This is a genomic window from Paenibacillus sp. WG02, from assembly GCF_055396115.1.
This window is the reverse complement of record NZ_AP036016.1, coordinates 983,179-998,051: the sequence shown is the minus strand read 5'-3', so window position 1 is coordinate 998,051 and position 14,873 is coordinate 983,179. Positions and strand designations below refer to the sequence as shown.

The following is a 14,873-nucleotide window of genomic DNA, read 5'->3' as shown; positions in this document are numbered from 1 at the left end:
GACTATTATACACCAAACTCTCAAATTTCTGACCATCAATTTCACACCAAAAAAACTAGATCAATACCCATCATCGATCTAGTTCTACTCGGTTTCGTCCACCAGATTTCGCGCGATAGAGGGCATGATCTGCTCTGGAAACCATATCTTCAAGCACCATCGTACCGAACTCCAGTGTAGGAGAATATTCTGCTATGCCTATGCTCGCTGTCAGTTGTACGGTAACCTGCTCATCCGAGTATGGTTCTTCCATGATATGCTGTCTCAGATCCTCCGCTAAGGTTACACTTTCTTGTGTATTTTTACGCATGGCAAGCAGGATAAACTCTTCACCTCCATAACGTGCAACGATCGTATCTGTTCCTGAATGCTGCTGTAGTATAGAAGCAACGTGATGAAGAACGCGATCACCTATTAAATGCCCGAAGGTATCATTGATTTTCTTGAAATGGTCAATATCGAACATCATAACGGAGCACATTTGCCCAGCAGCAATACAGGCTTGAAGCTGTTTATTTCCTTCTTGCATCATATAACGGCGATTAGGAATCTCAGTCAGTTGATCCACCAATGCAGAATGCTCCAGTAGAGAAATATTCGCCTTAAGCTTATCAGACATTAAGTTGAATGTATTGACCAACATACGCAATTCAATAGGAGCCATTCTAATTTTATCCACATCAATCTGGTAGTCGTAGTTCCCGTTCTGAATAATCTTGGTTCCGCGAAGCAAGTATCGAATCGGTCTCTCAATTCTAGATGCAATCGTAACGGCAGCACCGATACTAAGAATAAGTGCTACAAATGAAATGATAATAATCGCTATACTTAATTGATTTACTTTCTGAAATACTTCTCTCTGCGTGATTTCACCTACGACAACCCAGTTTTTTCCCGCAGACCATTTATACTGGCCATATACCCTTTCACCGCGAAATCCGATGTAGGAATCATTCGAAGTACTCCCTGTCTTGGCTCTTTGCATAATTTCAGTTTTCATCGGGACATTGACGAATTCTTCGCTTTTGCTTGTATCATTTGAGGCTGTAACAATATTCCCTTCCGAATCCAACACATAAACTTCCCCAGTTTCACCAAAGCTTAGCTGCTTCATTAAACTATTCATCATTTCCAGTGTTACTATTCCCAGCACAGCACCTTTGAAATCATTATGGTCGCCAAGCACGGGGGCAGAGAACGTTATGACAGGCTTTCCTGAATCTTTGGATATGATAACGCCGGAGATAAAGCTTTTCTTCTCAAGCGCTTGTTTAAAATACTGCCTATCTCCCACATAATACGAAACAGCTGGATCTGCATCCGAACGAATAAACCCGTCTTTTTCCACGTAAGTTATCGACAAGAATTCAGAATTCACACGTGAATAATCTTGAAATTCTCGTTTTAAATCGCCTATACGATGAAATTTAGCATGATCCGAAATGGCGAAGCGTTTAATTGTATCCAGTTTTTCCTGATTCCATCTTTCAATATACAGACTTTGCAAGGTGATTACTTGCTTTAACTGGTTTTCTGCTTCATCTAAACGATCTTTCTTCTCTATAAAATAAAAAGGGACAATTATGGAGAGGGCTAGTGTCACAATGACAACTACGATCCATAATTGAAACCTCATTTTTATCGTTTGATTAGTAAAATAGGAAAACATGGGTCTCATTCAGATTATTGCTCCTCTTCATCCCTTATTTCTTCATTATACCCTTATATTAGGACAAGAACAGACAATTTTCTCCTTTTTTTGTAACATAAAAAAAGCTCTCATCCGAATAGATTCGATCTTCATTTTCGAACTGCAGCGCATTGAAAAGCGTGCTTTTTTCGCTTATGCTAATTTGTAAGCAGAAATGAGGTCATTTTCCCTATGAAAATTCTTGTACTCACCGAAAAACCAAGCGTCGCCAAAGAAATTGCCCGTGTCCTTGGATGCAACCAAAAGCAAAAACACCATTATGAAGGTGCCAAATATGTCGTCACTTGGGCACTGGGCCATCTCGTTACCCTTGCCGAGCCCGATGATTATGATCCCAAGTACAAAACTTGGAATCTGGAAGATCTCCCCATCATCCCTGAGCGCATGAAGCTTAAGGTGATGAAGGAAACATCGCAGCAATACCGTGCGATCGAACAGCTCAGCCGCAGGGGTGACCTTGCCGAGCTGGTCATTGCGACAGATGCGGGGCGCGAAGGCGAGCTCGTCGCGCGCTGGATTATGGAGCTGATCCGCTGGAAGAAGCCGTTCAAACGGCTTTGGATCTCGTCGCAGACGGATCAGGCGATTCGCGAAGGCTTCGCGCAGCTGAAGCCGGGCACGGACTACAACCGGCTGTACCAAGCAGCCGTCTGCCGTTCCGAGGCCGATTGGCTAATCGGCCTGAACGTGACCCGCGCGCTGACCAGCAAGTTCGGCGCGTCCTTGTCGGCTGGGCGTGTGCAGACGCCCACGCTTGCCATGATGATCAACCGCGAGGCGGAAATCCGGGATTTCCGGTCCGTCGACTATTGGTTGATCGAAGCCGATCTGGGCTCTTTCCGCGCGGTGTGGCGCGACCCCAAAACAGGCGATACGCGCATTTTTGACCGTGAGCGCGCAGACGCCTTAAAAGCAAAGCTGCAGGGCCACAGCGGCAGAATCCTGCACGTGCAAAAAACCGAGAAGCAAATTCCGCATCCGCTTGCTTATGACCTAACCGAATTGCAGCGCGATGCCAACCGCAAATTTGGTTTTTCAGCTAAGCAGACGTCGAATGTGCTGCAAAGATTGTATGAGCAGTACAAGTTGGTCACCTATCCGCGTACGGATTCACGTTACTTGACCTCGGACATGGTGCCGACCCTGCTTGGCAGACTTAAGGGCGCAGCTATTGGCCCCTATGCAGCACTAGCTGCTCCTTTTATACGCAAACCGTTAACGATTACGAAACGCATTGTCGATGATTCCAAGGTCAGCGACCACCATGCGATTATTCCTACGGGGGAAGCCATTTCACTCGTAACCTTAAGCGCTGACGAACGCCGTCTTTATGATCTCATTTTGCGGAGATTCCTAGCCTTGTTCTGCGGTCCCTGCCGCTATGATGAAACGAAGCTGACTGTGGAAATAGCCGGAGAAAAGCTCTATGCATCGGGTAAAGTGGTTAAAGAAGCCGGTTGGAAAGACGTCTATGGAGCCACTGATTTCACGGATCCAGATCGGGAAGAAACCGAGTCTGATGACGACTCTGCTCAGCTGCTGCCCCAAGCTGCCGAGAAAGACGCCGTAACCGTCCGCAACGCCCGTCAATTAAGCCGCCAGACGAAACCGCCCGCTAGGTACAACGAGGCTTCCTTGCTTTCTCAAATGGAAAAATGGGGCCTCGGAACGCCCGCTACACGCGCTGACATTATTGAGAAGCTGGTGTCCTCCGACACCATTGAACGTCAAGGCTCCTTGCTCGTTCCGACTGGCAAAGGCACTCAGCTCATAGAGCTCGCTTCGGAAGACTGCGTTCTCCTGAGCTTACAGCTCGCTGGGAGCTTGAGCTAGAACGCATTTCCAAGGGCAAAGGAAGCATGGAGCAATTCCTGAGCGGCATTCGCAAAAAAGCAGCCGAGCTGGTCGATGAGGTCAAGAAAAGCTCTGCGGCCTATAAGCCGCATAATTTAACGGGCAGCAAATGTCCGGATTGCGGGGAGTTTCTTCAAGAGGTAAAAGGGAAACGAGGCCGTTATCTCGTTTGTTCCAGCCGCGAATGTTCCTATAAGCGCGAAGCTGACGGACAATTGACCAACCACCGTTGCCCGCAGTGTCACAAAAAAATGGAAATCCACACCGGCAAATCCGGCAAGTATTTTCAATGTCGTCCATGCAACGTCGTGGAGAAAATAGACAACGAATCCACCGGCGGCGGCCGTCGCGCCTCTGCCAAAGCCAACCGTCAGCTGATCGAGAAGTTTTCCGATCAAACCCAGCTGGGCAGCTCGCTGGCTGACAAATTGATGGCTGCGCTGCAGCAGAAGAAAGACGAGTAGCGTGCATGCAACCAATGGGGTATCTACCTTGAAGATGCTCACACATATCCATGTAAAGATGTATTTGAATATACATTGAAAGGCGCCAAATCGTTTATACGAAGCTCGAGAGAAGTTGACAAACCGAGTCTTTATTGCAGGACACATAAAATACCCCAGTGCGCCATTATTAAAGCTCCTGGAGTATTTTATATTGCAATGAGAGGCACCGAAGGACACTATCTTTTATCTATTGTTTTTCGCGTATAGCCAGTTATAGTAACTAGCATGCTTGATCTCATCGGTCATGATTTCAAAGATCATATTGCGATATACTGGTCGAATGTTCAAATATAGGGTACGATACTTTTCAAACGCCTTTAATTCACCGAATAAGGCATTCTCAATACCGCTTAAGTAATCGCTAACATGTTCAATCGGTTCCGTCGCTTCTATTACGGTAGGTGATGTACCCGTAAGTTGCGTATAAATATTTCGAAACATTTGATTGTGTTTTCTCTCGTCATCTCTAATGCCTGTAATAACTTCCTTTTCTTTCTCCGTAGGAGCAAGCCTTATCAACTTTTGATAGAAGAGCTCATCATTTCTTTCCCCAGCAATGGATTGAAGAATTAAATTCAGCACCATATCTTCACTACGTGCGAAATGCCCCAGGTAACCTTGATACGGGACGTAAGTGGGCGCTTGTAATGTGTAATACATGTTTTAACACTTCTCCTTTGGCGTAAACTACACATTAGAATATTCATTCACCACCATTTCGTTCAAAAATAATTTAGGTTAAAAGGAGCTATCATAGTGCTTCAATATTTAGGTTTCATAGGTTCATTTCCAATTCGTTCTTACAGCATTTTGTTTGTTCTTGCCATTATATTGGGCTATGGGGTAACTCTTACTTTGGCTAAATTGCAAAAGAAGCATGAGCTCGCAAATCATCTTTCAAATTTATTAATCCCTATGATGATCGGTGCCATTATTGGTTCAAGATTTTGGCAAGTTTTCTTGTTTGATTGGGGTTATTATTCCCAGCATCTTGAAGAGATTATTGCCATTTGGCATGGCGGCCTTTCGATTCAAGGGGGAATTGTCGGAGCCGTGTTGGTGGGGATTTGGTATGTTCGAAAACATAAATTATCTTTTTGGGAATTAGCTGACTTGTGTGCTCCCGGATTAATATTAGGGCAAAGTATTGGACGAGATGCAAATCTTATGAATGGAGATGCTTTCGGGGATCCTACGGGTGGAAACTGGGGGATTCTTTATCCTGAAGGCACTATTGCAAGAGATACATACGGGGATAAGCCTCTTTACCCTGCAGAAGTATGGGAAGGGCAAATGGACATTATTATTTTTGCCCTTGTCGTGATTCTTCTTCAGCGAAAAATGAAACGAGGATACTTATTTTTAATCACAAACTCAGTCTATAACGCCGGTCGATTTATGTTGGAAATGCTTAGAGGAGATACTCCAAAATATTTATTTCAATGGACAACCGCACAATGGACTGCTGTAGGTGTCATTTTATTATGTATCGTTGCTGGCATATATCTTCACTACAATGATAAAAAGCGCTCTGAGGCAACCGAATTATGAAAAGGAATTCATAACCTCGCTTGAGGGTTACATAGAACATTACTAAGTAGCAACAAAAATAAGTATGTGTAAATCAATCAAACTTATATTAAGCAAAAAATCATTAACCCACGGGGGCTAATGATTTTTTATTTATTCGGTTAACTTCCCTTTCCAGGATATAATTCCGCCCTGTAAATGAGATAATTTGTTAAAACCATTCTTTTTTAGAACTCTTGCTGCTTGTTTGCTCCTCATTCCACTCCGACAATATAAATATACATGATTATTTTTTTGAATTTCGCTAACTCTTTGTTTCATTTGGGATAACGGTATATTGATCGCACCTGGGATGAATCCTTGCTTTACTTCGCTAGGTTCACGTACATCAATCAGAACATAATTACGCCTTCCCTTCAATTCTTCCTGAAATTGATCCGGTGATAGATTGTTTAGACCCTTTAAGCTTGCAAACCTGGAATAAATAAACCAGACTAAAAACGCTAACGCCACGATATTAAAGATGGATGTATAATCCATACGCTAACCTCTTTCCTGATCCTCTTACCGGCTTTTAACTAACAATTCAACGGCCTGTTTGACCATTCTGCTCGAATCTCTTCCAGCTTCTATTTCCTCCAGAATACACTGTTCCAAATTGACCGCAACAATGAGGGCAATGGCTTTGTCCGCGGCGCTCCTGACTGCTGAAATTTGGCTAACAACATCCTTGCAATCCTGTTCTTCCTCCATCATCTTTAAAATACCCCGGATTTGTCCTTCAACACGCCTTAATCTCTTTTTCACATCATCATCGTATTTCATATTCTGCCTTCCTTTCATTGATACCTGTATAGGTATATTATTGCTGATATGACTCACGAAAACAATATGAAGGTAGGCGAAGAAAAGGCTTAAATAAACAAATTTACTTTAGCATCAGCGGCATCACCCAAATATGCCGCAACACCCGCATATTGAATGCCGTCGAGCAATTCTTCCTGCTGCAAACCGAGCAAGTCCATTGTCATTGTACAAGCAACCAGTTTAACGCCTTGCTCTTGAGCTAACTCAATTAATTGCGGAAGCGACAACGCATTATGCTTTTTCATTACATGCTTAATCATTTTTGGCCCCATGCCACCGAAATTCATTTTGGAAATTCCAAGCTTTTCAGCTCCGCGAGGCATCATTTTTCCAAACATTTTCTCCAGGAATCCCTTTTTCACCGCAATTTTTTGATCTTTACGAAGTACGTTCAGTCCCCAAAAGGTAAAGAAAATCGTGACTTCGTGATCATATGCGGCAGCTCCATTCGCGATAATAAATGCGGCAATAGCTTTATCCAGCTCTCCGCTAAAAAGGACAATTGTTGTTTTCTCTTTGTTGTCTTCCATGCTTCCCACATCCTCCATTTATACATATACACGTATAGGTATATTGAGTATTCAAAAAAAATTTGACACCCAATTTTTAGATAACTTACTTATCAATTAGATAAGTCACGATCCTTTTTTTACCGTAAATGTAAAAACCCCATTTTCTTCTTTTGCATCAATGAGCTCGTGTTTGGTCTGATTGACCCAGGCCTGGAAATCCTTCATCGACCCTTTATCCGTCGTTTGCAATTCCATAACTTGTCCTGACTCCAAAGAATCGATGCCCTTTTTTGCTTTAACAATCGGCAGTGGACATGCCAATCCTTTGGCGTCAACAATCAAATCTACCATATTAAACTCCTCCTTATGATTTGTAAATTCAGTTAGTCCTTTTCTTCACAATGAACCCACTGAGACATACCGGGTATTACATTCTTAATATTATTAAATCCTCGCTCCGTTAGCATATGGCATGCCATATCACTACGATTCCCGGTACGACATACGACGTAATATTCATTATGTGGATCAAACTGCGTCATCTTCACTTCGAGTTCACCTAAAGGGAGTGATATAGCCCCAGGAATCCGTCCGAAAGCATATTCTGCCGGCTCTCTTACATCAAGTATATTGAGTTTCTCTCCGGCTTCTACTCTTGCTTGTAACTCATCATTCGTTGCCGTATTAGGAAATTTCATCTCCACTTTGGTTCCGGATGCTTCAGCTTTGCGAATGAAATGACGATAGATGCCGTTATCCTCCTTTAACCCAATGTATTGGTGTCCTGTGCGACTTGCCCAGCCCTTTAGGTCTGCTATCGATCCTTTATCCGTCGCACGAATTTCTAATACTTCGCCAGGATTCATATCATCTATTGCCTTTTTGGTACGAACCACCGGAAGTGGACAAGCCAGTCCTTCACACTCGAGCGTGCGATCTACATGCAATGCAGTCATAAGTTAAAGACCTCCATTATTCTTTATTTGAATTGATTTATTTCCCATACTCCACTTCGCCAGACCATTCGGACATGCCACCAGTCATATTCGTAACGTGATAACCCATAGAAGATAAATAATCACAAGCCATTCCGCTTCGATTACCGCTGCGGCAAACAATGATCGTTTCTTGTTTTGGCTTTATTTCGTTAAGTGCTCGAGCGATCTGGCTAAGAGGAATATGTTTGGCGCCATATATATGTCCAGATTCCCATTCGTCGTGATCCCGGACATCAAGGATGGTTACATTGTCTTTCTGTTTGATTCGCTCTAGAACTTCGTGTGGCAATAGCTCTTTATAAGTTTTATTAGGCATTTTGATTCCTCCATATCATCATTTTGTTTTGTCATCATGAACGGCACAACGGTTTGGTCCAATTTCCATTTCTCGCTGTTCCTCAGTTGTCGGACTTATTTTCCCCATGTTCGTTTGGCGTATTTCCTGATAGGCATTCGGTTGTGGCGGCAGATTCTCAGAAACGGTGCGTCTGAATTCGGATTCGTCGTGTATGTTTAAACCAGGATTTTCTTTAAACAAATCGCCAAGACGTGCAGCTACTTGCCCTCTATCACCTAATTCCGCAATTGTACCAAAGTGGGCAGGAAGCACGATTAGATCTTCAGACAGCTGTTTATATCGCTCATACAATGTCGTTCTGAGGTCAGCGACCCAATCTTCTGCTTTCCCAGCCAAGTCAGGGCGGCCAATCGACTTCACGAATAGAATATCCCCGGAAAGCAAATATTGATTATCAATAATAAGTGATGTGCTTCCAATCGTATGACCCGGAGAATAAATCGGCTGGATGTTAATTTCTGTTTGGCCAACGACAAGATGGCTGCTTTCTTCAAGCTTCTCATAGTGGAACACAACCTCTGTCGCATCTTTTGGCGGAAGCCAGTAATATCCTCCCGTTTTCTCAGCTAGTTGCCGGCCGCCTGAAATATGATCGGCATGAAGGTGCGTATCCATGGTATGTTTGATGACGGCATGATTTTCATTGGCAAAATCCTCATACACCGCGGTAGTCCGAACCGCATCAATAACGGCAGCTTCACCATTAGAAATCACCATGTAAGACAGACAACCTTTGCCTAACCGTATAAATTGATACAGGGTGCCCCCGTCTTTCAAATTAGCAATTTTAACAGGCTCGAGATACTCACTCCAAGATTTCATACCATCAATTAAATAAGAAATGTTTTGTTTTCCGCTTTCGACCAACTGTTCAGCTACAAACTTGGATGAACCCTCTTTCGCGCAAACAACCAAAACCTCTTGGTCATCCGGAATTTGATCAAGAATTTCATCTACACCATCAAGAAGTTCGAAATAAGGCACGTTGATAATATGGACGTTCTTACCTTCTATTTTCCAATCGTTGAAGTCACTTTCATTCCGAACATCTAAAATAAAAATAGGCGTTTGTTTCAAAACCTTTTTTGCTAGCTTTGCAGCATTCATTCCATGTATCTGTTTATCATTCATTTATTGTTCCCCTCCGAAGGTTAAAGTCAGTTGATTCTAAAGTGAAATAGAATACCAAATTTTAAAGACAGTTGCCGTTATCAAAGCAGCCAGAATCCATTGAAGAATCTTCGTGTTGATTTTCTTACTGAGCTTAGCTCCAATCGGTGATGCAATCGTACTTGCAACGACAAGTACGATTGATGGAACCATAAGCATATGCCCTCCCAATAGTTTTCCGGTCGTAGATCCAATTGAGGATATAAAAGTTATAGCTAAGGATGAAGCGATAGCAACCCTCGTTGGGATCTTAAGAACCACTAACATTACCGGCACCGTTATGAAGGCACCCGCCGCGCCTACGATCCCTGATACCGTCCCAATGATTAAAGCTAAAATAACTGCTAATGGTTTATTAAATGTAACTTCACTTACATCTTGGACATCTGTTCCTCGTTTAGGTAAAAACATCATAATCGCGGCAATCAGCGCCAAAATGGCATAGATGAGATTGATGATTGAACTTGATAATGCGTTGGATACAAAGCTCCCCATAAAGCTGCCAATGATAATTGAAGACCCCATATAAAGCACTAAGGCTTTATTTAGAAATCCCCCTTTTCGAAACACAAGCATTCCCATTAAACTTGCAAAGAACACCTGTATGGCACTAATTGCAGATACTTCCTGTGCGGTAAAAGCAGTAAATCCTAGTGCCACTGGTATAAATAACAACATCGGATAGTTAATAATGGAACCGCCAATTCCCACCATTCCTGAAATAAACGAGCCCAAAAATCCAATTATGAAAATAGTTATGATCCATGTTAAATCCATAAGGCACTGCCTTTCCACATTACATATTAAGTCAACCATATACCCATATGGGTATATAAAATTGCAAAAAAAATTCTCTTACCTCATACCTATTAGTTCGGAAATTTTTACACCACCTTTATAAATCATCGTCATTACTTATACCCGTATGGGTATATCGCTACTATAAACAAGATTTTCATTTTCGTCAACTCCAGAAATTACAAACTCATTTGATTGATTGTTTGACTTAGAACAGGACAACATATTCAATGTGTGTTGTGGCGGGGCTTAATTGGATTAGCACCAATTGTTACAGGAACAATTCGTTACTGTCCAATGAATGCGGTTTTGAGAATATCGAATTGCATGGCTAATAGTAAGTCTTGAAATTAAAACAAATTGTTAAAAAACAGAAGGAAAGCTCAGAATCTGAGTTTTCCTTCTGTTTCTAATTTTACAGGACCAAGATACAAATTTAAGTTTAATTATCACTAAAACTATGTCGATCAAGCCTGCCCCTGTCTTTCTGAAAATAGCTATGCATAAAGAACTCAATGATGCCAAAAACCAATGCAACTATCACCATAGTCGTAAAGTTTATGGACCAATGAAAAAAGAATTTCTCGACCAACCAAAAGAAAACAAAGGCTAGTCCTACATCTGCTAAGGTAGCAACCCCATTGTTGGTAACTCTTAATAACAATTGATCAATTGCAACATAAGACATAAGAGAAAAAGTATAAGTTGCAAAGAACGCCTCGATGAGTGTGGCTTGCGTTAAATACATCAATAGAGGGATTAAAAAAACTCCATTTAACAGTAACTTCAAAAACAGTTTCCCAAGCATTCGCAACATTTTCTTTCCTTCTTTCACACAGAATGTACTTCTATATCTTAATATGGCTTCTTCGCGGCCGGAATATTAAATGGTAATTTCCACCCAATGGATTATGTGTCCCTCTCCAAACAAAAAAACCAAGCGAGACTGTCGTCATCGCTTGGTTTAACTCTATTTACTACTCACAGCTACTGTACCTTTTACCGCTAGTTGAAGCTGCTCCAAACTCGTAATTCCTAAACTAATGAGCGCTTCTCCCGCTTCCATGTGGACATTCGCTAGCATATGCATACTCGTATTGGGTACAAGTGATTTTCGGAATTCATGAAACAAGACTGCGTTATACGTTTTAAGAACCGTCATGAATTCTACCGTTGGAGGGATAAATGAACGGATCTCGGAAGCTTTCCAGAAAAAATCCCTCACTAACATAATATCTGCACCCGTACGCGTCAATTTTCGAATCATTGCAAAAAATTCATCGATCAATATCTGTTTATCAGGCCTCATGTGACCATCCTCCAATTCAGCGTCTTCTCGTTCAAAAACCGTCTACTTGAAGGATATCACAAATAGTACTTTTGATCTACCTATATAGTTTAATATACCTACATTATTGAAAATTTTTCTGTTTTGGCAACAGCTTATGCCGATAAGAGAGAAACATATCCAGTACAAAAAACACCACACCCAAATTAATCGCTAAGTCAGCTAAATTCATCACACCATGGCCAGATCGAAACACGATGAAGTCGGTCACTTTGCCAAATAATAATCGTTCGATGCCATTGCCAATAGCCCCGCCTACGAAAAATGCGGCACCAACCTCTTTGAAGAATCCTTGAAAGCTTCCTTTTTTCCGGTAATACAAAATAACAGCAATAATCACAACAGCAAGAATTCCTAAATAACGAGCTGAGCCCTGCAGCGAACTGCCCGCTGCTCCACTATTTTGATAATGCGTAAATGAAATCAAGTCTTTATAAAACGGCATAGATTCGCCTACTTTTAAAATAGACCGAATCCACACCTTCGTAAGTTGATCCACAGCTGTCACTACAAATATGATGAGATAAAATAACATTAGACGCCTCCTTCCGCAAATATCACCTCATAATTCTATTTTACATGATGACACCACTCGACTGCGAATGTTGCCAATAGCACTTACAAAAAAGCAAACATAAATAACTATCCCAGACTCAGTCTGAGATAGCTAATTGCTCCCTCTTTTACCATCCTATCAGGTTAAGGACAGAAGTGTTTTTAGCAGCTCTTCGGGTGAGTTTACCAAGTAATCGGGCTTTCCACTGAGCAGTAATTGCTGAGAATCATAGCCCCAAGTAACGGCAACTATGGGAACGCCTAGTTTCCTGCAAGCCTCGATATCCCTTAATTCATCTCCAACATAAATCATCCGAGAAGGGGAAGTCCCCCATTGTTTCATTACTTTGCGAATGGAATGATGCTTGCCAAAAATATGCTTAGCCGAAATGATTTCCTTGAAGGCGCCATCCAGCTTGTTATTTTTAAGAATCTGACGAATATTCACCTCGGAATTGGAAGAGAGTATAGAGCTTTTCATCCCTTGCGAGGACACGCTGGCAATAACCTCTTTCATCCCAGGCACAATGTGAAGTGTACGAATATTTTCTTGATAGAGCTGTCTTCCGGCTGTTACTAGCTTTGGAATTTGGAGTACCGGAACACCTAAGTGATCCATCCGCTCAGAGATCGAAAGTGATCTCAGAAGCGCAAGGTCTTGATCTCGAATCCTGCGAAATTGATACTGCACGGCCATTTCATTATAAAGCTTAACTAGCAACGCTCTAGAATCGACCAGTGTCCCATCAAAATCAAAGAGGATGTGTTTTACCATTCTGTCGTATATAGATATACGGCCGGTCCCTCGGGTGGCACTTGGCGAATTTGATTGTGAATAAACTCCTCAAGCGGATCCACAGCGATATGCGGATTGCTCACGACACGTACATCTTCCCATACACAGGATACACCATTCCCATGTTCATCGGCATCACCGGCAAACATTTTACATCCATTGCAAAACTGCTCTTTCTGTTGATCGTCAAGCTTCACAATTTTATTACGAAGACAGCAGTAAATTTCATTCTCTGTATTACATACATTAACATGGGTGATTAGAGCCATTGACTGTCAACTCCTTGCGGCACTATTTGTGTGTAATAGTAAGTTTATCGCGCTACTATTAAGTGTATGACAGTTTTTTGTAAACGAAATAATTTTTTTTCTAACAAACGGCTTAAATTTGTTACAATAGAAAAATACTACGATTCTCTTGGAGGAACCCTCATGCAAAACTGGATGCATTATGCCATTCCTTTCCTATTTATTGGCTTTTTTATTTATCGAAGAGTGAAGCGAACGATTGGTTTTCAAAAGTTATCCCGGGGCAGACTTAAATTCCGACTCACTCTCTTTAGTATCCTCGGAGTCCTCATTTTCCTGCTAGGCTTTGTCCACCCCATCCATTTCATTGGTTATATCATCGGCTTAGCGGCTGGTATTGTACTTGGGCTCACCGCGATTCGCCACACCCTTTTCGAACATCGAACAGACGGATGGTACTATCGCACCCACCTATGGGTCGAAATTACGGTTCTGGTACTATTTCTTGGCCGGATCGTCTATCGCCTGGCATTTATCAGTCTTTCAACGAACCCTGCAACCAACCCAGCAAACATGAATCCGATAGATCCAACTCAATTTACCAAAGACCCCATAACCGCAGGTGTCTTCTTCATTATCGTGTCTTACTACATTTTATTTTTTGGCTATCTGCTTCGCGAAGAGGATAAATTGGGCCCCGCACCATTAGACACAGCTGATTCAAGCGACCTTCCGAGCCCACAGTCAAACATTAATGTGGTTAAGTAATCCCTACCTTCAAAAAAGAAGAGGCTGACTCAAAAGGTTAATAACCTAGCGAGCAGCCTCTATTTTGTATCGATTCGGAGCGAAATCTAACAGGATTTCCTCCTGTTCATTTGGCGTTAATGATTAAAATTATTAATGAGGAAGGGCGCGCGAAAGATGCAGCTGGCAACATTGAACTCGTTATTTGTTGTTTACACTTTAACGATATCTGAACAAATAACATTTGTATGAACGATGGATGAATTGGAATAATAAGGACTTAACATAAACAAAGGAGTTCGAAATCCCTTGGTTGCGATTTTATACTCGGTTTTATGGCTACTAGCTGCTCTTTGGTTTGCGGACCGAAACTGGGAGCAGTACTATCCAACACTCCTCTTCGCTGCGTTAAGTAATGGTCTCTATGAGTTGATCTGTTATAATTATCAACTTTGGCAAATGGAGCCTAATGGTCTTCCGGTTGCCACGATTCCGATCCTATTGCTTATTCTGATTGGCATGCCTGTATCGACTTGGATATACCTATCGAACTACCCGCGAAATCGCAAACTTCCTTCCCAGGCTTATTACATCATTTTTTTCACTGGTATTTTTGTGTTGCTTGAATTTGTAGCTGTAAAATGTGGATCAATCACATATCACAACGGATGGAACTTACTTTGGTCATCTTTTTTCGATATGATCATGTTTATCATGCTGCGTATTCATTATCGCAAACCGTTATTGGGCTTGCTCATGTCGGTACCCTATACTGGATTATTGATGATAATTTTTAAAGTAGGTTTTGATAAAATGAAATGAACCTCGTGCTTCACAATGAATAAAGCAGGCCGCCGCAGCGCCTGCTTTATTTG

Annotated in this window: 19 protein-coding genes and 1 pseudogene; 5 read left to right on the top strand and 15 right to left on the bottom strand. The window is 42.0% G+C overall.

Annotated features, from left to right (window positions below):
• Positions 1-70: 70 nt before the first annotated feature.
• Positions 71-1,678: a sensor domain-containing diguanylate cyclase gene (locus ACBP55_RS04715; protein WP_464650103.1), complete on the bottom strand. Its 1,608-nt coding sequence runs from the start codon at positions 1,676-1,678 to the stop codon at positions 71-73.
• 204 nt (positions 1,679-1,882) lie between these two features.
• Between ACBP55_RS04715 and ACBP55_RS04710 the strand changes: the two are divergent.
• Positions 1,883-4,029, top strand: a pseudogene (locus tag ACBP55_RS04710) (DNA topoisomerase III).
• Positions 4,030-4,254: 225 nt separating this feature from the next.
• Here ACBP55_RS04710 and ACBP55_RS04705 read toward each other — a convergent pair.
• Positions 4,255-4,731, bottom strand: a complete 477-nt coding sequence (locus tag ACBP55_RS04705) for a ferritin-like domain-containing protein (RefSeq protein ID WP_464650101.1) — start codon at positions 4,729-4,731, stop codon at positions 4,255-4,257.
• Positions 4,732-4,827: 96 nt separating this feature from the next.
• On the opposite strand from ACBP55_RS04705, the gene lgt reads away from it, so the two are divergent.
• A complete protein-coding gene (gene lgt, locus ACBP55_RS04700; RefSeq protein ID WP_464650099.1) occupies positions 4,828-5,622 on the top strand; it encodes a prolipoprotein diacylglyceryl transferase in 795 nt (264 codons plus the stop codon).
• A 132-nt stretch (positions 5,623-5,754) separates the two neighbouring features.
• Here lgt and ACBP55_RS04695 read toward each other — a convergent pair whose 3' ends face one another.
• The 8 genes from ACBP55_RS04695 to ACBP55_RS04660 all read right to left on the bottom strand — a co-directional run bounded on the left by ACBP55_RS04695 (position 5,755) and on the right by ACBP55_RS04660 (position 10,283).
• Positions 5,755-6,141 carry a rhodanese-like domain-containing protein gene (locus ACBP55_RS04695; protein WP_464650097.1) on the bottom strand — a complete coding sequence of 129 codons (387 nt, stop codon included), beginning with the start codon at positions 6,139-6,141 and terminating at the stop codon, positions 5,755-5,757.
• A gap of 24 nt (positions 6,142-6,165) precedes the next feature.
• Complete coding sequence (locus ACBP55_RS04690; RefSeq protein WP_464650096.1) at positions 6,166-6,426, bottom strand: metal-sensitive transcriptional regulator; 261 nt, start codon at positions 6,424-6,426, stop codon at positions 6,166-6,168.
• Between the two features lie 89 nt (positions 6,427-6,515).
• Positions 6,516-6,998, bottom strand: a complete 483-nt coding sequence (locus tag ACBP55_RS04685) for a DsrE/DsrF/DrsH-like family protein (protein ID WP_464650094.1) — start codon at positions 6,996-6,998, stop codon at positions 6,516-6,518.
• A 105-nt stretch (positions 6,999-7,103) separates the two neighbouring features.
• A complete protein-coding gene (locus tag ACBP55_RS04680) occupies positions 7,104-7,331 on the bottom strand; it encodes a sulfurtransferase TusA family protein (protein WP_464650092.1) in 228 nt (75 codons plus the stop codon).
• Positions 7,332-7,363: 32 nt separating this feature from the next.
• Positions 7,364-7,936, bottom strand: a complete 573-nt coding sequence (locus ACBP55_RS04675) for a sulfurtransferase TusA family protein (RefSeq protein ID WP_464650090.1) — start codon at positions 7,934-7,936, stop codon at positions 7,364-7,366.
• 37 nt (positions 7,937-7,973) lie between these two features.
• Positions 7,974-8,294 (bottom strand): rhodanese-like domain-containing protein, encoded by a 321-nt coding sequence (locus ACBP55_RS04670; RefSeq protein WP_464650088.1) that lies wholly within the window; start codon positions 8,292-8,294, stop codon positions 7,974-7,976.
• 18 nt (positions 8,295-8,312) lie between these two features.
• Positions 8,313-9,467 carry an MBL fold metallo-hydrolase gene (locus ACBP55_RS04665; RefSeq protein ID WP_464650086.1) on the bottom strand — a complete coding sequence of 385 codons (1,155 nt, stop codon included), beginning with the start codon at positions 9,465-9,467 and terminating at the stop codon, positions 8,313-8,315.
• A 36-nt stretch (positions 9,468-9,503) separates the two neighbouring features.
• The gene (locus ACBP55_RS04660) at positions 9,504-10,283 is read right to left on the bottom strand and encodes a sulfite exporter TauE/SafE family protein (RefSeq protein WP_464650084.1); all 780 of its coding nucleotides are present in this window, start codon (positions 10,281-10,283) and stop codon (positions 9,504-9,506) included.
• Positions 10,284-10,538: 255 nt separating this feature from the next.
• Here ACBP55_RS04660 and ACBP55_RS04655 point away from each other — a divergent pair, with 255 nt between their 5' ends.
• The gene (locus ACBP55_RS04655; protein WP_464650082.1) at positions 10,539-10,652 is read left to right on the top strand and encodes a YgaP family membrane protein; all 114 of its coding nucleotides are present in this window, start codon (positions 10,539-10,541) and stop codon (positions 10,650-10,652) included.
• A 94-nt stretch (positions 10,653-10,746) separates the two neighbouring features.
• On the opposite strand, the gene ACBP55_RS04650 is transcribed toward ACBP55_RS04655, so the two are convergent.
• The 5 genes from ACBP55_RS04650 to ACBP55_RS04630 form a co-directional block, all read right to left on the bottom strand.
• Positions 10,747-11,139, bottom strand: coding sequence for a DUF2512 family protein (locus tag ACBP55_RS04650; RefSeq protein ID WP_464650080.1), 393 nt, complete (start codon positions 11,137-11,139; stop codon positions 10,747-10,749).
• Positions 11,140-11,274: 135 nt separating this feature from the next.
• The gene (locus tag ACBP55_RS04645; protein WP_307434497.1) at positions 11,275-11,613 is read right to left on the bottom strand and encodes a hypothetical protein; all 339 of its coding nucleotides are present in this window, start codon (positions 11,611-11,613) and stop codon (positions 11,275-11,277) included.
• 103 nt (positions 11,614-11,716) lie between these two features.
• Complete coding sequence (gene lspA / locus ACBP55_RS04640; RefSeq protein ID WP_464650078.1) at positions 11,717-12,187, bottom strand: signal peptidase II; 471 nt, start codon at positions 12,185-12,187, stop codon at positions 11,717-11,719.
• 159 nt (positions 12,188-12,346) lie between these two features.
• Entirely contained in the window at positions 12,347-12,982 is a 636-nt protein-coding gene (locus ACBP55_RS04635; RefSeq protein WP_464650076.1) for an HAD hydrolase-like protein, read from the bottom strand.
• Positions 12,976-13,272, bottom strand: a complete 297-nt coding sequence (locus tag ACBP55_RS04630) for a hypothetical protein (RefSeq protein ID WP_029198956.1) — start codon at positions 13,270-13,272, stop codon at positions 12,976-12,978. Before ACBP55_RS04630 ends, ACBP55_RS04635 begins: the two co-directional genes overlap by 7 nt.
• A 162-nt stretch (positions 13,273-13,434) precedes the next feature.
• On the opposite strand from ACBP55_RS04630, the gene ACBP55_RS04625 reads away from it, so the two are divergent.
• On the top strand, positions 13,435-14,019 hold the full coding sequence (locus tag ACBP55_RS04625; RefSeq protein ID WP_464650074.1) for a CcdC protein domain-containing protein: 585 nt from the start codon (positions 13,435-13,437) through the stop codon (positions 14,017-14,019).
• A gap of 288 nt (positions 14,020-14,307) precedes the next feature.
• On the top strand, positions 14,308-14,820 hold the full coding sequence (locus ACBP55_RS04620; RefSeq protein ID WP_464650072.1) for a CBO0543 family protein: 513 nt from the start codon (positions 14,308-14,310) through the stop codon (positions 14,818-14,820).
• The last annotated feature ends 53 nt before the right edge of the window (positions 14,821-14,873 follow it).

What these genes read in the sequence shown, in the direction of transcription:
- ACBP55_RS04715 (WP_464650103.1), bottom strand. Translation starts at nt 1,678, where the DNA reads ATGAGACCCATGTTTTCCTATTTTACTAATCAAACGATAAAAATGAGG.
- ACBP55_RS04705 (WP_464650101.1), bottom strand. Translation starts at nt 4,731, where the DNA reads ATGTATTACACATTACAAGCGCCCACTTACGTCCCGTATCAAGGTTAC.
- ACBP55_RS04695 (WP_464650097.1), bottom strand. Translation starts at nt 6,141, where the DNA reads ATGGATTATACATCCATCTTTAATATCGTGGCGTTAGCGTTTTTAGTC.
- ACBP55_RS04690 (WP_464650096.1), bottom strand. Translation starts at nt 6,426, where the DNA reads ATGAAATACGATGATGATGTGAAAAAGAGATTAAGGCGTGTTGAAGGA.
- ACBP55_RS04685 (WP_464650094.1), bottom strand. Translation starts at nt 6,998, where the DNA reads ATGGAAGACAACAAAGAGAAAACAACAATTGTCCTTTTTAGCGGAGAG.
- ACBP55_RS04680 (WP_464650092.1), bottom strand. Translation starts at nt 7,331, where the DNA reads ATGGTAGATTTGATTGTTGACGCCAAAGGATTGGCATGTCCACTGCCG.
- ACBP55_RS04675 (WP_464650090.1), bottom strand. Translation starts at nt 7,936, where the DNA reads ATGACTGCATTGCATGTAGATCGCACGCTCGAGTGTGAAGGACTGGCT.
- ACBP55_RS04670 (WP_464650088.1), bottom strand. Translation starts at nt 8,294, where the DNA reads ATGCCTAATAAAACTTATAAAGAGCTATTGCCACACGAAGTTCTAGAG.
- ACBP55_RS04665 (WP_464650086.1), bottom strand. Translation starts at nt 9,467, where the DNA reads ATGAATGATAAACAGATACATGGAATGAATGCTGCAAAGCTAGCAAAA.
- ACBP55_RS04660 (WP_464650084.1), bottom strand. Translation starts at nt 10,283, where the DNA reads ATGGATTTAACATGGATCATAACTATTTTCATAATTGGATTTTTGGGC.
- ACBP55_RS04645 (WP_307434497.1), bottom strand. Translation starts at nt 11,613, where the DNA reads ATGAGGCCTGATAAACAGATATTGATCGATGAATTTTTTGCAATGATT.
- lspA (WP_464650078.1), bottom strand. Translation starts at nt 12,187, where the DNA reads ATGTTATTTTATCTCATCATATTTGTAGTGACAGCTGTGGATCAACTT.
- ACBP55_RS04635 (WP_464650076.1), bottom strand. Translation starts at nt 12,982, where the DNA reads ATGGTAAAACACATCCTCTTTGATTTTGATGGGACACTGGTCGATTCT.
- ACBP55_RS04630 (WP_029198956.1), bottom strand. Translation starts at nt 13,272, where the DNA reads ATGGCTCTAATCACCCATGTTAATGTATGTAATACAGAGAATGAAATT.
- ACBP55_RS04625 (WP_464650074.1), top strand. Translation starts at nt 13,435, where the DNA reads ATGCAAAACTGGATGCATTATGCCATTCCTTTCCTATTTATTGGCTTT.